At 58.2% G+C, this 14,354-nt stretch carries 15 protein-coding genes and 2 tRNA genes; 1 reads left to right on the forward strand and 16 read right to left on the reverse strand.

Annotated elements, in window-relative coordinates; all coding sequences use genetic code 11:
* Positions 1-116: 116 nt before the first annotated feature.
* From AB5Y59_RS00505 to ruvA, 16 genes are all read right to left on the reverse strand, one after another.
* Positions 117-192 (reverse strand) — tRNA-Val (locus AB5Y59_RS00505).
* Between the two features lie 32 nt (positions 193-224).
* Positions 225-300 (reverse strand) — tRNA-Lys (locus tag AB5Y59_RS00510).
* Between the two features lie 174 nt (positions 301-474).
* Positions 475-1,284, reverse strand: a complete 810-nt coding sequence (gene ybgF / locus AB5Y59_RS00515; protein ID WP_368211253.1) for a tol-pal system protein YbgF — start codon at positions 1,282-1,284, stop codon at positions 475-477.
* Positions 1,285-1,441: 157 nt separating this feature from the next.
* Complete coding sequence (gene pal, locus AB5Y59_RS00520) at positions 1,442-1,966, reverse strand: peptidoglycan-associated lipoprotein Pal (RefSeq protein WP_010672877.1); 525 nt, start codon at positions 1,964-1,966, stop codon at positions 1,442-1,444.
* A 48-nt stretch (positions 1,967-2,014) separates the two neighbouring features.
* On the reverse strand, positions 2,015-3,340 hold the full coding sequence (tolB, locus tag AB5Y59_RS00525) for a Tol-Pal system beta propeller repeat protein TolB (RefSeq protein ID WP_010672876.1): 1,326 nt from the start codon (positions 3,338-3,340) through the stop codon (positions 2,015-2,017).
* 92 nt (positions 3,341-3,432) lie between these two features.
* The gene (gene tolA / locus AB5Y59_RS00530) at positions 3,433-4,563 is read right to left on the reverse strand and encodes a cell envelope integrity protein TolA (RefSeq protein WP_368211254.1); all 1,131 of its coding nucleotides are present in this window, start codon (positions 4,561-4,563) and stop codon (positions 3,433-3,435) included.
* Positions 4,564-4,568: 5 nt separating this feature from the next.
* A complete protein-coding gene (gene tolR / locus AB5Y59_RS00535; RefSeq protein ID WP_010672874.1) occupies positions 4,569-5,015 on the reverse strand; it encodes a protein TolR in 447 nt (148 codons plus the stop codon).
* Entirely contained in the window at positions 5,015-5,701 is a 687-nt protein-coding gene (gene tolQ, locus AB5Y59_RS00540) for a protein TolQ (protein ID WP_010672873.1), read from the reverse strand. The genes tolR and tolQ overlap by 1 nt, the downstream gene beginning before the upstream one ends.
* Positions 5,691-6,098 (reverse strand): tol-pal system-associated acyl-CoA thioesterase, encoded by a 408-nt coding sequence (gene ybgC / locus AB5Y59_RS00545; RefSeq protein ID WP_201888890.1) that lies wholly within the window; start codon positions 6,096-6,098, stop codon positions 5,691-5,693. Before ybgC ends, tolQ begins: the two co-directional genes overlap by 11 nt.
* Before the next feature lie 286 nt (positions 6,099-6,384).
* Positions 6,385-6,696, reverse strand: coding sequence for a cyd operon YbgE family protein (locus AB5Y59_RS00550; RefSeq protein WP_039039483.1), 312 nt, complete (start codon positions 6,694-6,696; stop codon positions 6,385-6,387).
* Entirely contained in the window at positions 6,683-6,799 is a 117-nt protein-coding gene (gene cydX / locus AB5Y59_RS00555) for a cytochrome bd-I oxidase subunit CydX (protein ID WP_005331536.1), read from the reverse strand. Before cydX ends, AB5Y59_RS00550 begins: the two co-directional genes overlap by 14 nt.
* Before the next feature lie 14 nt (positions 6,800-6,813).
* A complete protein-coding gene (gene cydB / locus AB5Y59_RS00560; protein WP_324030159.1) occupies positions 6,814-7,950 on the reverse strand; it encodes a cytochrome d ubiquinol oxidase subunit II in 1,137 nt (378 codons plus the stop codon).
* Between the two features lie 12 nt (positions 7,951-7,962).
* Positions 7,963-9,519 carry a cytochrome ubiquinol oxidase subunit I gene (locus AB5Y59_RS00565; RefSeq protein ID WP_010672869.1) on the reverse strand — a complete coding sequence of 519 codons (1,557 nt, stop codon included), beginning with the start codon at positions 9,517-9,519 and terminating at the stop codon, positions 7,963-7,965.
* A gap of 686 nt (positions 9,520-10,205) precedes the next feature.
* Positions 10,206-10,448: a hypothetical protein gene (locus AB5Y59_RS00570; protein ID WP_029313687.1), complete on the reverse strand. Its 243-nt coding sequence runs from the start codon at positions 10,446-10,448 to the stop codon at positions 10,206-10,208.
* A 10-nt stretch (positions 10,449-10,458) separates the two neighbouring features.
* Positions 10,459-11,469, reverse strand: coding sequence for a Holliday junction branch migration DNA helicase RuvB (gene ruvB, locus AB5Y59_RS00575; RefSeq protein ID WP_045523367.1), 1,011 nt, complete (start codon positions 11,467-11,469; stop codon positions 10,459-10,461).
* An 8-nt stretch (positions 11,470-11,477) separates the two neighbouring features.
* Positions 11,478-12,092: a Holliday junction branch migration protein RuvA gene (gene ruvA, locus AB5Y59_RS00580; RefSeq protein WP_010672867.1), complete on the reverse strand. Its 615-nt coding sequence runs from the start codon at positions 12,090-12,092 to the stop codon at positions 11,478-11,480.
* Positions 12,093-12,324: 232 nt separating this feature from the next.
* Here ruvA and AB5Y59_RS00585 point away from each other — a divergent pair, with 232 nt between their 5' ends.
* The gene (locus tag AB5Y59_RS00585) at positions 12,325-14,334 is read left to right on the forward strand and encodes a methyl-accepting chemotaxis protein (RefSeq protein ID WP_268453713.1); all 2,010 of its coding nucleotides are present in this window, start codon (positions 12,325-12,327) and stop codon (positions 14,332-14,334) included.
* Positions 14,335-14,354 lie beyond the last annotated feature (20 nt).

Here is a 14,354-nt window from a genome sequence, read left to right on the forward strand (position 1 = left end):
CGTGTAGGGTTCGAACCTACGACCAATTGATTAAGAGTCAACTGCTCTACCGACTGAGCTAACGACCCACATCCTGAACTTTTCACCAACCGCATATGGCGGCCAGCGTTACAACATGGTGGTCGTTACTGGGCTCGAACCAGTGACCCCCTCCTTGTAAGGGAGGTGCTCTCCCAGCTGAGCTAAACGACCTGGGAATATTGTCTTCACCTGCTGTGAAGAAATGGTGGGTCGTGCTGGATTCGAACCAGCGACCAATTGATTAAAAGTCAACTGCTCTACCGACTGAGCTAACGACCCTCACCACGACCAGCGCCGACTGCATTACTGCTCCGGCTCTGACGGCGGCCTATATTACGGATTTATCATCCTGGCGCAATAGAAAAATCTTAAATTAAATCTGATTGTTCACTGCGCATACAAAGCACAGCGGTATTTACAAGAGTGTTACGAAAACAGTGACATGCAGCAATGTCACAGCTTGGCCAGACTCTGTTTGGCCAGCTGGGCCGGCGAGGTGTTGGGGTAACCCTTGATCACCTGCTCATAGAAGGCCTTGGCCTCTGCTTTTTTGCCGTCAAGCTGGGCGAGCATGCCGAGTTTCAGCAGGGCATCGGCCCGCTTGGGTGACTTGCTGTATTTGTTCGCCACCGTGGAGAACTGGCTCGCGGCCCCCGCCCTGTCGCCCTTGTTGAACATTAGCTGGCCGAGCCAGTAGTGGGCATTGGGAACATAGCTGGAGTTCGGGAACTGCTTGATGAACCCTTCGAAGGCAGGAATGGCCTTGTCGTAGTTCTTCTCCTTGAGCACCATGTTCACGGCCGCGTCGTAGGCCTGGTTCTCATCCTGGTTGGTGGAGTAGTTGGCAGCCGCGGCAGGAGGCGTTGCAGCACCTGCAGCAGGTGTTGCGGGCGCGGCGGCAGGCTGGCTGTTGGCCACCTTGTCGAGCTCCTGGTAGAGCTGGCGCTGGCGCTCCTGGGACTGCTCCATCTGGTAGGTCTGCTGTTCCAGCTGACCACGCAGCTCGGAGACCTCCCCTTGCAGGGAGTCGACCTGTTGCTGCAGTTCGGCCTGCAGACGCAGACGGGCGTTGAGGGTACGCTCCAGCAGAGCAACCCGGTCTTCCAGGCTGCCGGTCGGTACGATGGCACCATTTTTGCCGCTCAGCACCACGCCGCTGCTGCCAGAATCCCCGCTCAGATCGCTCACGGGTGCCGCTGCTTGCGCATTCAAAGCAACCAACACGGCCAGCGCAACACCAGCTTGCTTGTACACAGATTTCATTCGGATCAAACCTTAGCGTTTAGTGCAAATAAAACGGCCAGCGCATAGTCGCTCGCTGATACAGATTTCATTCGGATCAAACCTTGACGTTTAGTGCAAATAAAACGGCCATCGAAATGGCCGCTTGCATATAAACGAACTTCGTTCGACTCAAACCTTAGTAAACCAGGACCGCACGGCGGTTCTTGGCAAAGGCTTCCTCGGTGTGGGACAGATCCAGCGGCTTCTCTTCGCCATAGCTGACGATGGAGAGCTGCTCGGCCTGCACACCCAGGGTTTGCAGATACTTGGCAACAGCCTTGGCACGACGCTCACCCAGCGCGATGTTGTATTCCGGCGTACCGCGCTCGTCGGCGTGGCCTTCGATCAATACCTTGACGCTCGGACGTTCACGCAGGTAGCTGGCGTGGGCATCCAGCAGGTCGGCGTACTGACCCTGAATGTCGTAACCATCGTACGGGAAGTAGATCACGTTGTCGCGTTGCAGCGCTTCGAACTTCTGACGCATCTGCTCTTCCGGGGACAACATGCCGTTGGCGCCGCCGGTTTGTACACCGCCCATGCCGTCAGTCATGCCGGACTCGGCGCCAGCGGCGTCGGAGTCGGAAGAGGAGCTACAGGCAGCCAGGGTGAACAGTGGCAGTGCGATGGCCAGACCCTTGAGCAGTTTATTGAGTTGCATGCTATTTCCTTAAACCTTTATAACAAAACAAAAAACAATCGATTTTTATCAATTCAAGAAGGGCGACCAAGCTGGTGCACGAATTTCACCGCTACTGGTCGGAAGCACTGCCTTGAAGCGACCGTCGGTCGACACCAATGCAAGACTCTTACGACCCTGATAGATGGTGGCATAAATGATCATGCTGCCATTGGGAGCCACACTTGGCGATTCATCCAGAGCACTCTGGGTCAGTACCAGCATGGCTCCATTTTCCATATCCTGGCGAGCGATGCGATATTGTCCCTGAACCCGGGTCACCATCACCATGGACTTGCCGTCCGGTGTGATGGATGCCCCCTGGTTGGAATCCCCTTCCCAGGTCATCCGGCGAGTCATGCCAGTCGCCAAATTTACGCTATAAATCTGGGGTTTGCCACCACGTTCAGAGGTGAACAGCAAAGTTTGACCGTCCGGCATCCAGGAGGGTTCGGTGTCGATGGTGCGGTTATTTGTGACTCGAGTGAGTTGCTTGCTAGCAACATCAACGACATAGATGTCAGGCTGCCCATCTTTGGACAGAACAATAGCCAAACGACGACCATCTGGAGACCACTCCGGCGCACCGTTGATGCCACGGAAGCTGGTGATCAGACTGCGCTGCTGGGTGTAGATGTCCTGCACATAGATCTCGGACTTCTGGTTCTCGAAGCTCACGTAAGCCAGCTTGCTGCCATCCGGCGACCAGGCCGGGGACATCAGGGGTTCACGGGAGCGCAGCAGAGTCTTCTCGTTGTAGCCGTCGTAGTCGGAGATCCGCAGCTGATACGGGAACTGGGTGCCCTGCTGCACGGAGACATAGGCCAGACGAGTCAGGAAGGCACCACGCTCACCGGTCAGACGCTCGTAGACGATGTCGGAGATGCGGTGGGCAAACTGGCGCATCTGGGCACCCGGGATGGTCGCCATGCGGCTGTCCAGGATGTAACCGTTCGCTTCACCGCCCTGGGTCTTGGCCAGCTGGCCTTTCAGGACGTCGACCAACTCGAAGTTGATCTTGTAGGTACCATCACCCACGGCGGCGATGGAGCCGACCACCACGGCTTCGACCCCCTGGGAAGCCCAGGGTGCGAAGTTGATCTCGCCGCTGGTGCTCGGCGTCTGTGGCATCTGGCCACGGGCCAGCGGCTTGAACTTGCCGCTGCGCATCAGGTCGTTGGAGACCACTTCCGCGATATCCTGCGGCAACTGGCCATTGCCCTCCCACTTGAAGGGGGCGATGGCGATGGGGCGCGCACTGTCGATACCGCCGGTGATGACGATGTCCAAGGCCGCCTGAGCGCTCTGGCCTAGCAGAAGGCAGCCAACCAAAGCAAAAAACACTTTTCTTATCATGGCTTAAATACTCTGTTCCAAAAAAATGAGAGGTGAAATCCCTTTATCAGCAGATGCTGCCAACCACGGTCATTGACCCCGTTCTATCACGCTTAGATGCTCGGTTCTAACTTGAGGTTAAACTCCTTCAACATCTCGAATGCCGCCGGATCCTTCGGCACCGGCAACTGGTTGGCCTTCAGCACCGCCGCCTTGCCGGAGCGGCAGACCGCCGGATCACCCTGACCGTTGTCCACCGAGATGACGAAGCCGCTACTGGCCAACTTGACACCGATAGTACATGTTTTGCCCCGCATGGTGGGATCCAAAATCATGTAACGCTCGACCGTGGCCTTGATGAGGGCGGCATACTTGTCGACTTCGCCCTTGGCGGCTGCCGATGCTGCCTGACTGCGCGCATTGGCCTCGGCGGCCAACTGCTGCTCCATCATGGCTTCCATCTCTTTTTGCAACTTGGCCTCTTCGGCCGCCTTGCGCTTGCGCTCCGCCTCAATCTTGGCCTTTCTGTCGGCCTCGGCCTTCGCCTTCTTCTCTGCGTCAGCTTTTGCCTTCTTGTCAGCCTCTTCCTTCGCCTTCTTCTCGGCCTCGGCCTTGGCTTTCTTCTCGGCTTCCGCCTTCGCCTTTTTCTCGGCTTCGGCCTTGGCCTTCTTCTCGGCTTCCGCTTTCTTGGCCTTGGCCTCTTCCGCCTTGGCCTTCTCTTCAGCCTGCTTCTTCTCCAGCTCTTCTTTTTTCTTCTTGAGCGCCAGCGCCTTGGCCTCTTCCGCCACCTTGCGTTCGGCTTCGGCCTTCTTGGTCTTCTGCTCTTCCAGCTTGCGGGCTTCCTCGGCTTTCTGGGCCTTCTCTTCCGCCTGCTTCTGTTCAGCCTCTTTCTTCTGCTTGTCGGCTTCGGCCTTGCGGGTCGCCTCTTCGGCCTGCTTGCGCTTGGTCTCGGCGATACGCAGACGCTCCTGCTCCTGTGCCAGCTCGCGTTTGACGCGCTCAGCGTCTTCCTTGTCCTTCTGCTGCTGTGCAGCCTTGGGCTGGGCCTGCTTCTGCTGCTGGACCTGCTGCATCTGCTGCTCCAGCATTTCGCTGTCCATCATGACCGCATTGACGATCTGTCCCTTGGACTCGGGGCGCTTGGGTTTGCTGAAGTCGACACCGACCAGCAGGATGATGCCGATGATCAGATGCAGCAGCAGCGACGCGACGAGATAACCGGAAATACCACGCTTCACATCCATCTCCGTCAGTTCACCGGATCCGTCATCAGACCAACCTGAGGCACACCGGCTTTCTTGAGGGCCACCATCAGCAGGATCACCTCCTCGTAGCGCACGGACTTGTCACCGGCGACCACCACGGGTGCGTTCTGGTTGATGGCCAGATAGCCCATGGCCTTCTCGGTGATGTACTGCTGCATCGCCTCTGGTGTGCCGCTCGGTACGGGTTCGTCATCCGCCTCGCCGGCCTTGATGACGTACTCACCCTCGGTATTGACGCTGACGATGAAAGGCGGCTTGGAGTCTTCCGGCAACTGCTCGGACTCCGCCTGGGGCAGGTCGACCTTGACCCCCTGCGTGATCACGGGCGTGACCGCCATGAAGATGATGAGCAGCACCAGCATGACGTCGATATAGGGCACCACGTTGATCTCGGCGACCTTTTTGCGTTTGAGCCGCTGATAGGTTTGCATTACTTCTCACCCTGCTGTGCGATTTGGCGATTCAGAATGGTGGTGAACTCGTCCATGAAGTTGGCGTAGGCGTTTTCCAGCCGTTCGACCTTGTTGGTGAAGCGGTTGTAGAAGATAACGGCCGGGATGGCGGCAAACAGACCCATGGCGGTGGCGATCAGCGCCTCCGCGATACCCGGTGCCACCATCTGCAGGGTCGCCTGCTGAACCTGACCCAGAGCGATAAAGGCGTTCATGATCCCCCAGACGGTACCGAACAGACCGATATAGGGGCTGATGGAGCCGATGGTCGCCAAGACCGGCAGGTTGGACTCGAGATCGTCCACTGCTCGGGACAGGGAGACGCGCATGGCGCGATAGGTACCGTCCATCACCGCATCCTGACCGCGGGCACCGGCCTTGAGCAGGCGGGCATACTCCTTGAAGCCGGAGTAGAAGATGTCTTCCATGCCTTCGATGTCGTCACGACGGGAGGAGGACTCCTGGTAGAGACGATTGAGGTCGACCCCGGACCAGAATCTGTCTTCAAACTGCTCCGAAGCGAGGTTGGCCGCCTTGATGGCCTTGGAGCGCTGGATGATCAGCGCCCAGGAGACGACCGACATGCCCATCAGGGTCATCATGACCAGTTTCACCAACAGACTGGCTTGCCAGAACAGGCCAATAAACGAAATTTCAGCGTGCACTTAACAGCACTCCCTTGATTTTTTCAGGTATTGCAACAGGTTTCATTTGCGGATGGCTGACACAGGCGATCTGTACCATGGCCTGAGTGATCAGCCGTCCATCAGCCGCCAGGATCTGCTGTGAAAAACACATGGAAGCGCGTTTCACTTCAGTTACTTGCGTCATTACGGTCAGCAGTTCATTGAAGCGGGCCGCCGCGCGGAAGTCGATTTCGGTGCGACTCACCACAAACGCGATCCCCGCCTGCAGCAGGACATCCTGTTCGATGCCGCCTGCGCGCAGGAATTCGGTGCGGGCCCGTTCCATAAACTTGAGATAATTGGCGTTGTAGACGATGCCTCCGGCATCCGTGTCTTCGTAGTAGACACGCACCGGAAACTCAGAGACTTCCCCCATAAAAATCTGTGATCCATTCGACAGTCAGATGGGGGGCTATCATAGCGCAGGGCTGAATAGGAAAGAAGCAGGGGGAGACAGGGAAATCCCCTCTCTCCCTGTTTTTTATGGTGTGCTGCGGCGCCGACAGGCCGAAGACCACAGGGCTGTCAGCATAGCAAGAAAACCGGACAAGAGAAGTGGCTGCGAGCGGCGTGACGAGCAAGGTTCGGTCGCTCTGACCGGGCGACGGCACGCCCCTCAAAAAAGAAGAAGGAGGTGGGCTCATGCCGACCTCCTTCATCATTTATGGCAGGTAGTAGCTGCTGGTGAGCCAGAGCCCGCAGAGCAGGCTGGGCAGGGCGAGCCAGGGGAAGAACAGCACGCGACCCACCAGGCTGCGCGGGTGAAACCCCAGTCCATGCATGACACCGCAACAGACCGCCCACATCAGCCAGGGCGCAAGCCAGAGGCCGTGCTCACTGGTATTGGCCGCGACCAGGTTGGGCGCCTGCAAGATGGCGACAGCCAGCAGGGCCGCCGCCAGCAGCATCAGACCTTGCCATGGCTGGCGCTCCAGAGGAGCGGCCAGCCGGGCGAGCCTGTCACTTGTCTTCATCAATCTGACGATCCAGGTTCTCGGTGTGCTCCAGCCAGAGCGCATTGATAATCCCAAACGCACAGGCCAGCAGCAGCCCCAGGATCCAGGTGAAATACCACATATCAGGGCACCTTCTTAGTAGAGCGATTGTTGGTTGTCTTCGATGTGCTTGTTACTCACCCGGCCGAACATCTTGATGTAGGTCCAGATGGTGTAAGCCAGCACGGTCGGCACGAAGACGACTGCGACTACCGTCATCACCTTGAGGGTGTTGAAGGAGGCGGTGGAATCCCACATGGTCAGGCTCTGGGACGGCTCGAGGCTCGAGGGCATCACGAACGGGAACATGGAGAAGCCTGCGGTCAGGATGATGCCGGCGATGGCCAGGGAGGAGAACAGGAACGCCACCCACCCCTTGTCCAGCTTGGCCGCCACGGCGGTCAGCAGACACATCACCAGACCCAGCACGGGTGCGGTAATCATCCAGGGATAGAGGTTGTAGTTCTGCATCCAGGCACCGGCCTGCACCACCACTTCCTTGTGAAGGGGGTTGGTGACGGCGTCGGTGGCGACGGAGCCCACAATCACATAACCATCCATGCCGCTCACCCAGACACCGGCCAGGGCGAACAGCACCAGGGTCAGCAGGGAGAAGATCATGGCGGCGGTGCGAGAGCGCGCCAGCACTTCACCTTCGGTCTTCATCATCAGCCAGGTTGCACCCTGGGTGATGATCATGAAGAGGCTCACCAGACCGGCCAGCAGGCCGAACGGATTGAGCAGACCGAAGAAGTTGCCGTGATAGGTCATCATCAGGAACTGGTTGAAGCTGAACGGTACACCTTGCAGCAGGTTGCCGAACGCCACCCCGAAGATGACAGGGGGAATGGCGCTACCGGCAAACAGAGCCCAGTCCCAGTTGGAGCGCCACTTGGCATCTTCCTGCAGGGAGCGGTACTTGAAGCCGACCGGACGGAAGAACAGCGCCATCAGGGTCAGGATCATGGCGATGTAGAAGCCGGAGAAGGCCGCCGCATAGACCATGGGCCAGGCGGCGAACAGGGCGCCACCGGCGGTCACCAGCCAGACCTGGTTGCCTTCCCAGTGCGGCCCCATGGTGTTGAGCATCACGCGACGCTCCACATCCTTCTTGCCGACGAAGGGGAGCAGGGCACCCACCCCCATATCGAAACCGTCGGTGATGGCAAACCCGATCAGCAGCACGCCGACCAGCACCCACCAGACCAGACGCAACAGTTCGTAATCAAACATGGGTCACTCTCCTTATGCCTTGCTCTGTTCGAAGTGGTACTTGCCCGTCTTCAGGCTGCTTGGGCCCAGGCGCGCATACTTGAACATCAGGTACATCTCGATGATCAGCAGTACTGTGTAGAACAGGAAGATCCCGATCAGAGAGAACCAGATCTCGGACGCAGGAATGTTGGATGCAGAGACATAAGTCGGCAGCATCTCGGCGATGGTCCAGGGTTGACGACCATATTCAGCGACAAACCAGCCCGCCTCGATGGCGATCCAGGGCAGCGGAATGCCGTACAGCAGCGCCTTGAGCAGCCACTTGCGCTCGCCGATCTTGTGGCGGGTGCTGTCATAGAAAGCCAGACCGATCAGCACCAGCATCAGGATGCCGCAGGCGACCATGATGCGGAAGGCGAAGAACAGCGGCAGTACCTGCGGGATGGAGTCATCCACGGCAGCCTTGATCTGCTCGTCGGTGGCGTCGGTCACGTTGGGGGTGTAACGCTTGAGCAGGAGACCATAGCCCAGATCCTGCTTCACTTCGTCGAAGCGGGCGCGGGTATCGTCGGACTTGTCACCGGATTGCAGCTTGGTCAGCAGGTCGTAGGCGGTCATGCCGTTGCGCACGCGCAGCTCATGCTCGCTCTTGAGATCCTTGAGACCAGTCACCTGACCGTCCAGGGAACGGGTGGCGATGATGCCGAGGGCATAGGGGATCTTGATAGCGTAGTCGGTGCGCATCTCCTCCTGGTTCGGGATCCCGAACAGGGTAAAGGATGCCGGAGCCGGCTCCGTGTTCCACTCGGCCTCGATGGCCGCCAGTTTCACCTTCTGCACTTCCCCGGTCTCGTAGCCGGACTCGTCACCCAGCACCAGCACGGAGAGGATGGAGGCCATGCCGAACGCGGCCGCGATGGCGAAGGAGCGACGAGCGAACGCCACATCACGATTCTTCAGCAGGTAATAGGAGGAGATCCCGAGCACGAACATGGCGCCCGTGGTATAGCCTGCCGCCACGGTATGGACGAACTTGACCTGCGCAACCGGGTTGAACACCAGGTCGGCGAAGCTCACCATCTCCATGCGCATGGATTCGAAGTTGAACTCGGCACCCACGGGGTTCTGCATCCAGCCGTTGGCGACCAGGATCCACAGTGCGGAGAGGTTGGTCCCGAGCGCCATCAGCCAGGTAGCCGCCAGGTGCTGGCGCTTGCTGAGACGATCCCAACCGAAGAAGAACATACCGACGAAGGTGGACTCCAGGAAGAAGGCCATCAAGCCTTCGATGGCCAGCGGGGCCCCGAAGATGTCGCCGACATAGTGGGAGTAGTAAGCCCAGTTGGTACCGAACTGAAACTCCATGGTGAGCCCGGTGGTAACCCCGAGGGCAAAGTTGATACCGAACAACTTGCCCCAGAACTTGGTCATGTCCCGGTACACTGTGTTGTTGGTCATCACATAGACAGACTCCATGATCGCCAGGATGAAGGCCATCCCCAGCGTCAAGGGTACAAACAGGAAGTGATAAAGGGCCGTCGCAGCAAATTGGAACCGCGATAGGTCTACCACATGCTCAGCAATCATGATGTTTCCTCACCGATTATTGGCACGGCTATTTTAAGTTTTAAGGACAAAGCTTCCATTGGAAGTCCCCGAACGGTCGGTCACCCCTCGCGGACTGACCGGATTCGACTGCCACCACATTAACAACAAGGCAATATACAGGAACAAAAAAAGCTAATGTTTAACATCTAATAAACAATAACCAGGGTTCTATTCCCGCCTATAATGATCGCTGTTTTATATCACCTTTATTTGATTGAAATCAATGTAAAACCACCCTCAATACATGTTTTTTCAAGGTAACTTATAGGGCTTTCCCCATTAATTATGGGAGCTTCATCACAAAAAACGATAAGTCGTAAATAATTGATTTAAATCAATTTTATGACTCACTAAAATAGTTTCAATTCTGTTAAACAAATACGCAACCCCGGAAATAAAGCCTTCGCATCTCGATTATTTCAATAAATGGCCAGGCTCATCCAAAAATCAATTTAAACCCAGTAAAAACACATGTTTATGCGGATTGACACCCCCACCAAAATCATTAGTTTATCTAATCAAAAGCCCATAGATTTTCTTGTTTGCCCCACCCGGAAAGAGCTCCTACAATGCGCCTCGCAGTGAGGGCATACCTCTGAATACAGGCCGGTCATTCCGGGTTCCCGGTACGTATTCGATGAACATTTCGAACCTGTTTGTTGGGATTAATGATGAAAAAGTTTGTTGCCAAGACCATCCGTTACTACAAGCTTTCTTTCGTTCAACTCTATCAAATGAACCGACTCTGAAGCCTCGCGACGGCTCCTCTGTTTTTTCCCGACCGGTCTGCAGACGCGCTCACTGTCTGTGAACATCCATCCTGAATTGTCTTTGCCCACCGCCTGTGCCGTGGGCTTTTTTTTGCCTGCAAAACAAAAAGCCGCCTCAAGGGCGGCTTTTTGGTTCATATCGCAACGTCTACTGATCTGCCGGTCGTTCCAGACCAAAGTGTACGTAGGCTCTCTGAGTTGCGATCCGCCCTCTGGGTGTACGTTGCAGATAGCCTTGCTGGATCAGATAAGGTTCCAGCACGTCTTCTATGGTGTCCTTCTCCTCACCGATGGCGGCGGCCAGGTTGTCGAGCCCGACGGGCCCCCCCATAAACTTGTCGATGACGGCCAACAATAGCTTGCGATCCATGAAGTCGAAACCTTCATTGTCCACGTCCAGCATGTCCATGGCTCGGGCCGCAATGGGTCCGTCAATTCGCCCGTCAGACTTCACCTGGGCAAAATCTCGTACCCGCCTTAACAAACGGTTAGCAATGCGCGGCGTCCCCCGGGAGCGACGGGCTACCTCGAGAGCGCCGTCTTCCGTCATGTCGAGCCCGAGGCAACGGGCGCTGCGAGAGACGATGTCGGTCAGGTCCTTGACGTTGTAAAACTCGAGGCGCTGCACGATGCCAAACCGGTCACGCAGGGGGCTGGTGAGGGAGCCGGCCCGGGTGGTGGCACCGATCAGGGTGAAGGGAGGGAGATCGAGCTTGATGGAGCGGGCGGCGGGCCCCTCCCCTATCATGATGTCGAGCTGATAATCCTCCATGGCCGGGTAGAGCACCTCCTCCACCACCGGACTGAGGCGGTGGATCTCGTCGATGAACAACACGTCGTTCGGTTCGAGGTTGGTGAGCAGTGCCGCCAGATCGCCGGCCTTCTCCAGCACGGGGCCCGAGGTGGTCTTGATGTTGACCCCCATCTCGTTGGCGACGATGTTGGCCAGCGTGGTCTTGCCAAGGCCGGGAGGCCCGAAGATCAGCAGATGATCGAGGGCCTCCCCGCGCTGGCGGGCGGCCTCGATGAAGATCTCCATCTGATCGCAGACGTGATCCTGTCCGGTGTAATCGGCCAGCTTTCTGGGCCGGATGGCCCGATCGATGATCTCGTCCTCACGGGCGGCACCGGCCGAGATGAGGCGATCCGCTTCAATCATTGTCTACCTCACACCAGGCTGCGCAGGGATTCACGAATGATCTCCTCTACCGACATGCCGTCGGCGGCCACCTTGCTGACGATCTGGCTGGCCTGCTGCGGCTTGTAGCCGAGGGCCACCAGTGCACTGGCCGCCTCCTCGCTCGCATCCGGGGCACGCAGCGGGCTCTCTTTCGCGGGCAGGGTGATTTCGGCCGGGGAAAAGAGATCGTGGCTGACCCAGCCCTTGAGGCGGTCTTTCATCTCCACCACCAGGCGCTCGGCGGTCTTCTTGCCCACGCCGGGCAACTTGACCAGGGAGCTTATCTCCTCGCGCTCGACGCTCATCACAAACTGGGTGGCCGTCATGCCGGAGAGAATGGCCAGGGCCAGCTTGGGGCCGACCCCGTTGGTCTTGATCAGCTCGCGAAACAGCGCCCGCTCCTGCTTGTGGTTGAAGCCGTAGAGCAGCTGGGCATCTTCACGCACCACGAAGTGGGTGTGAATGACGGCCTCCTTCCCGAGTTCGGGCAGATCATAGAAGCAGCTCATGGGCATATGAACCTCATATCCCACCCCTCCGACTTCCAGCAACACCTCGGGGGGTTGCTTCTCGATGATGACGCCTCTCAAGCGACCGATCATGTTCTTTTCCTCGCCACGCAGACTCTCGCAAATTGGGCCATAGCATAAAGAATAACTGGATAAGTATCCAGCATAGGTCCATGCAGATCATGGGATGACCAGCTCTTCATACCCGGCCATTTCCCTCGTTCAGAACACAGTCTGTCACTTTATTTTCCATCGGGGATGGCACATCTTCGTCATTGATTGAACACTGAAATGGTCTTGTTCGGCACCAGGGAAGGCTTGAATCATGAAAATCGTCACCACATCCAACCTCGGACTCACCATTCTGCTCGGCTGTACCCTGGGCATGGGGGGGATCGGCTGGTATGGCAGCCAGCGGCTGGCTGATCTGCTCTCCTACGTCCTGGGTGCCGCCTGGCAGACGGCAGATGGTGCCATGGAGGGCTCCATCGAACTCGGCAACCAGTCGCTCTATATCCAGAAAATGCTCTCGGGGATCCCCCTCGACGCACCGGAGCTGCAACGGGCAAAAGAGGCGGCCAGCGACGCTTTGCGCCGGGTGGAGCAAGGCGGGCTCATCGATGCGGCGGCCATCACCACGCTGAAGCAGCATGAGCAGACCTATCAGCAAGAGCAGGCACAGCTGCTGACCCTCTATCGCACCTTCACGAGCGCCGATGAGGCGCTGCGTGCCAGTTCTGAACGCATGTCACGCCTCTCGACCAGGCTGGAGGTGATCGGTGACGAGGCCGTCGAGAGCCTCACCCGCTCACCGGATCAGGCCATCAGCTGGAACGGCGGCCTTGCGACCCGCTGGCAGGCGGCCGATGGCGGCATGGAGGCCAACATCGGATTCCTGCGCCAGCTCTATGCGCTGGAGAAGATGCAGAGCGAAGGCCTCACTCCTGCCATCCAGGCCGAGCTGGCACAAGCCACCCGCTTCTATCAGGACGCGGTTGACGGCATGCTGGCAACCGGCCAGTTCGATGTGCCCGGCGACGGGGAGTTTGCAGGCCAAATGCTCTCCACCCAGTATCGTGCCCTGCAAGCCGACAATGCCCGCCTGATCCGTGAATGGACCACAGCCCTGAGCGCTTATCAGAACCAATTGGCCCGTTACGAACACAGCGCCGACCAGCTCAGGCTGGCTCTGGTCGAGGTCGAGGCCCAGGGGGACGCCACCGTCGAGGATCAGGTTCACCAGCTCAACGCCATCATCGACTACACCAGAGGACTCATCCTGGGGGGCTTGCTGCTCAGCCTGCTGATCGTCACCTGCTGCGGCTTCTGGCTGGTACGCACCATTGTTCGTCCGCTACTCCAGGTCGACAAGCGCATGCAGGACATCGCCGCCGGGGAGGGAGATCTCAATGCCCGCATCAACCTCTCACGCGACGACGAGATTGGCTCCCTGGCCGGCAGCGTGGATCGCTTCATCGAGAAGCTGCAGAAGATGATCAGCGCCACCATGGACAACAACCAGCACATCAACCAGCACGTGCACACCTCGGTCAACCGGGTCCAGGCCATCAGCCAGAGCAGCCGCCAGACCGCAGCGCATGCCCAGGCGCTGCACCACGACAGCGAGCAGATGGTGCAGGTGGCCACCACCATCTCGGACAACTGCAACCTGGCGGCACACAACGCCAACGAGGTGCGCCAGCTCACCACGCAAAGCAGCCAGTATGTCTCCTCCGCCACCGCCGGCATGCAGCGGGTGGTCATGGAGGTGGGTGAATGTGCCACCGCCATCAACGCCCTCAAGGAGCAGGCAGGGCAGATTGGCCAGATCATCTCCACCATCAGCAATATCTCGGAGCAGACCAACCTGCTGGCACTCAATGCCGCCATCGAAGCCGCCCGGGCGGGCGAGATGGGGCGCGGTTTTGCCGTGGTGGCCGACGAGGTGCGCACCCTGGCCAATCGCACCGCCACCTCCAGTGCCGAGATAACGGACGTGATCAACAGCATCCAGCAGCAGACAGAGCAGGCTTATCTGATGATGCAACGCAACCTGAAAACCGTGGAATCGGGTATGGCGGACTCCGACAACACCAAGCAGATCCTGTTCAAGGTAGAAGAGGCCATCGATCAGCTCGCCGACATGGTGCAACAGGTGGCAGAGGCGACCAGCCAGCTCTCCCACACCCTGGGACACACCACGGGCAAGGTTTCGGATATCAGCCTGCAGGCCCAGACGGGCGAACAGGAAGCCCAGGAGTGCCTGCAACTGGCCTCCTCCCTCCATCAGGCCAGCCAGCAGCAACAGCAGTTGCTGTCGCAATTTCGGGTCTAGTGCGGGCGGGGCAAGGCCCC

Source organism: Aeromonas sp. s10 (genome assembly GCF_040907975.1).
Classification (GTDB): domain Bacteria; phylum Pseudomonadota; class Gammaproteobacteria; order Enterobacterales; family Aeromonadaceae; genus Aeromonas; species Aeromonas caviae.

Excerpts from the sequence above, each read along its gene's own strand:
- AB5Y59_RS00565 (WP_010672869.1), bottom strand. The coding sequence starts at position 9,519 with ATGATTGCTGAGCATGTGGTAGACCTATCGCGGTTCCAATTTGCTGCG.
- ybgC (WP_201888890.1), bottom strand. The coding sequence starts at position 6,098 with ATGGGGGAAGTCTCTGAGTTTCCGGTGCGTGTCTACTACGAAGACACG.
- cydX (WP_005331536.1), bottom strand. The coding sequence starts at position 6,799 with ATGTGGTATTTCACCTGGATCCTGGGGCTGCTGCTGGCCTGTGCGTTT.
- tolA (WP_368211254.1), bottom strand. The coding sequence starts at position 4,563 with ATGGATGTGAAGCGTGGTATTTCCGGTTATCTCGTCGCGTCGCTGCTG.
- ruvB (WP_045523367.1), bottom strand. The coding sequence starts at position 11,469 with ATGATTGAAGCGGATCGCCTCATCTCGGCCGGTGCCGCCCGTGAGGAC.
- AB5Y59_RS00585 (WP_268453713.1), top strand. The coding sequence starts at position 12,325 with ATGAAAATCGTCACCACATCCAACCTCGGACTCACCATTCTGCTCGGC.
- tolR (WP_010672874.1), bottom strand. The coding sequence starts at position 5,015 with ATGCAAACCTATCAGCGGCTCAAACGCAAAAAGGTCGCCGAGATCAAC.
- AB5Y59_RS00570 (WP_029313687.1), bottom strand. The coding sequence starts at position 10,448 with ATGAACCAAAAAGCCGCCCTTGAGGCGGCTTTTTGTTTTGCAGGCAAA.
- pal (WP_010672877.1), bottom strand. The coding sequence starts at position 1,966 with ATGCAACTCAATAAACTGCTCAAGGGTCTGGCCATCGCACTGCCACTG.
- cydB (WP_324030159.1), bottom strand. The coding sequence starts at position 7,950 with ATGTTTGATTACGAACTGTTGCGTCTGGTCTGGTGGGTGCTGGTCGGC.
- ybgF (WP_368211253.1), bottom strand. The coding sequence starts at position 1,284 with ATGAAATCTGTGTACAAGCAAGCTGGTGTTGCGCTGGCCGTGTTGGTT.
- ruvA (WP_010672867.1), bottom strand. The coding sequence starts at position 12,092 with ATGATCGGTCGCTTGAGAGGCGTCATCATCGAGAAGCAACCCCCCGAG.
- tolB (WP_010672876.1), bottom strand. The coding sequence starts at position 3,340 with ATGATAAGAAAAGTGTTTTTTGCTTTGGTTGGCTGCCTTCTGCTAGGC.
- AB5Y59_RS00550 (WP_039039483.1), bottom strand. The coding sequence starts at position 6,696 with ATGAAGACAAGTGACAGGCTCGCCCGGCTGGCCGCTCCTCTGGAGCGC.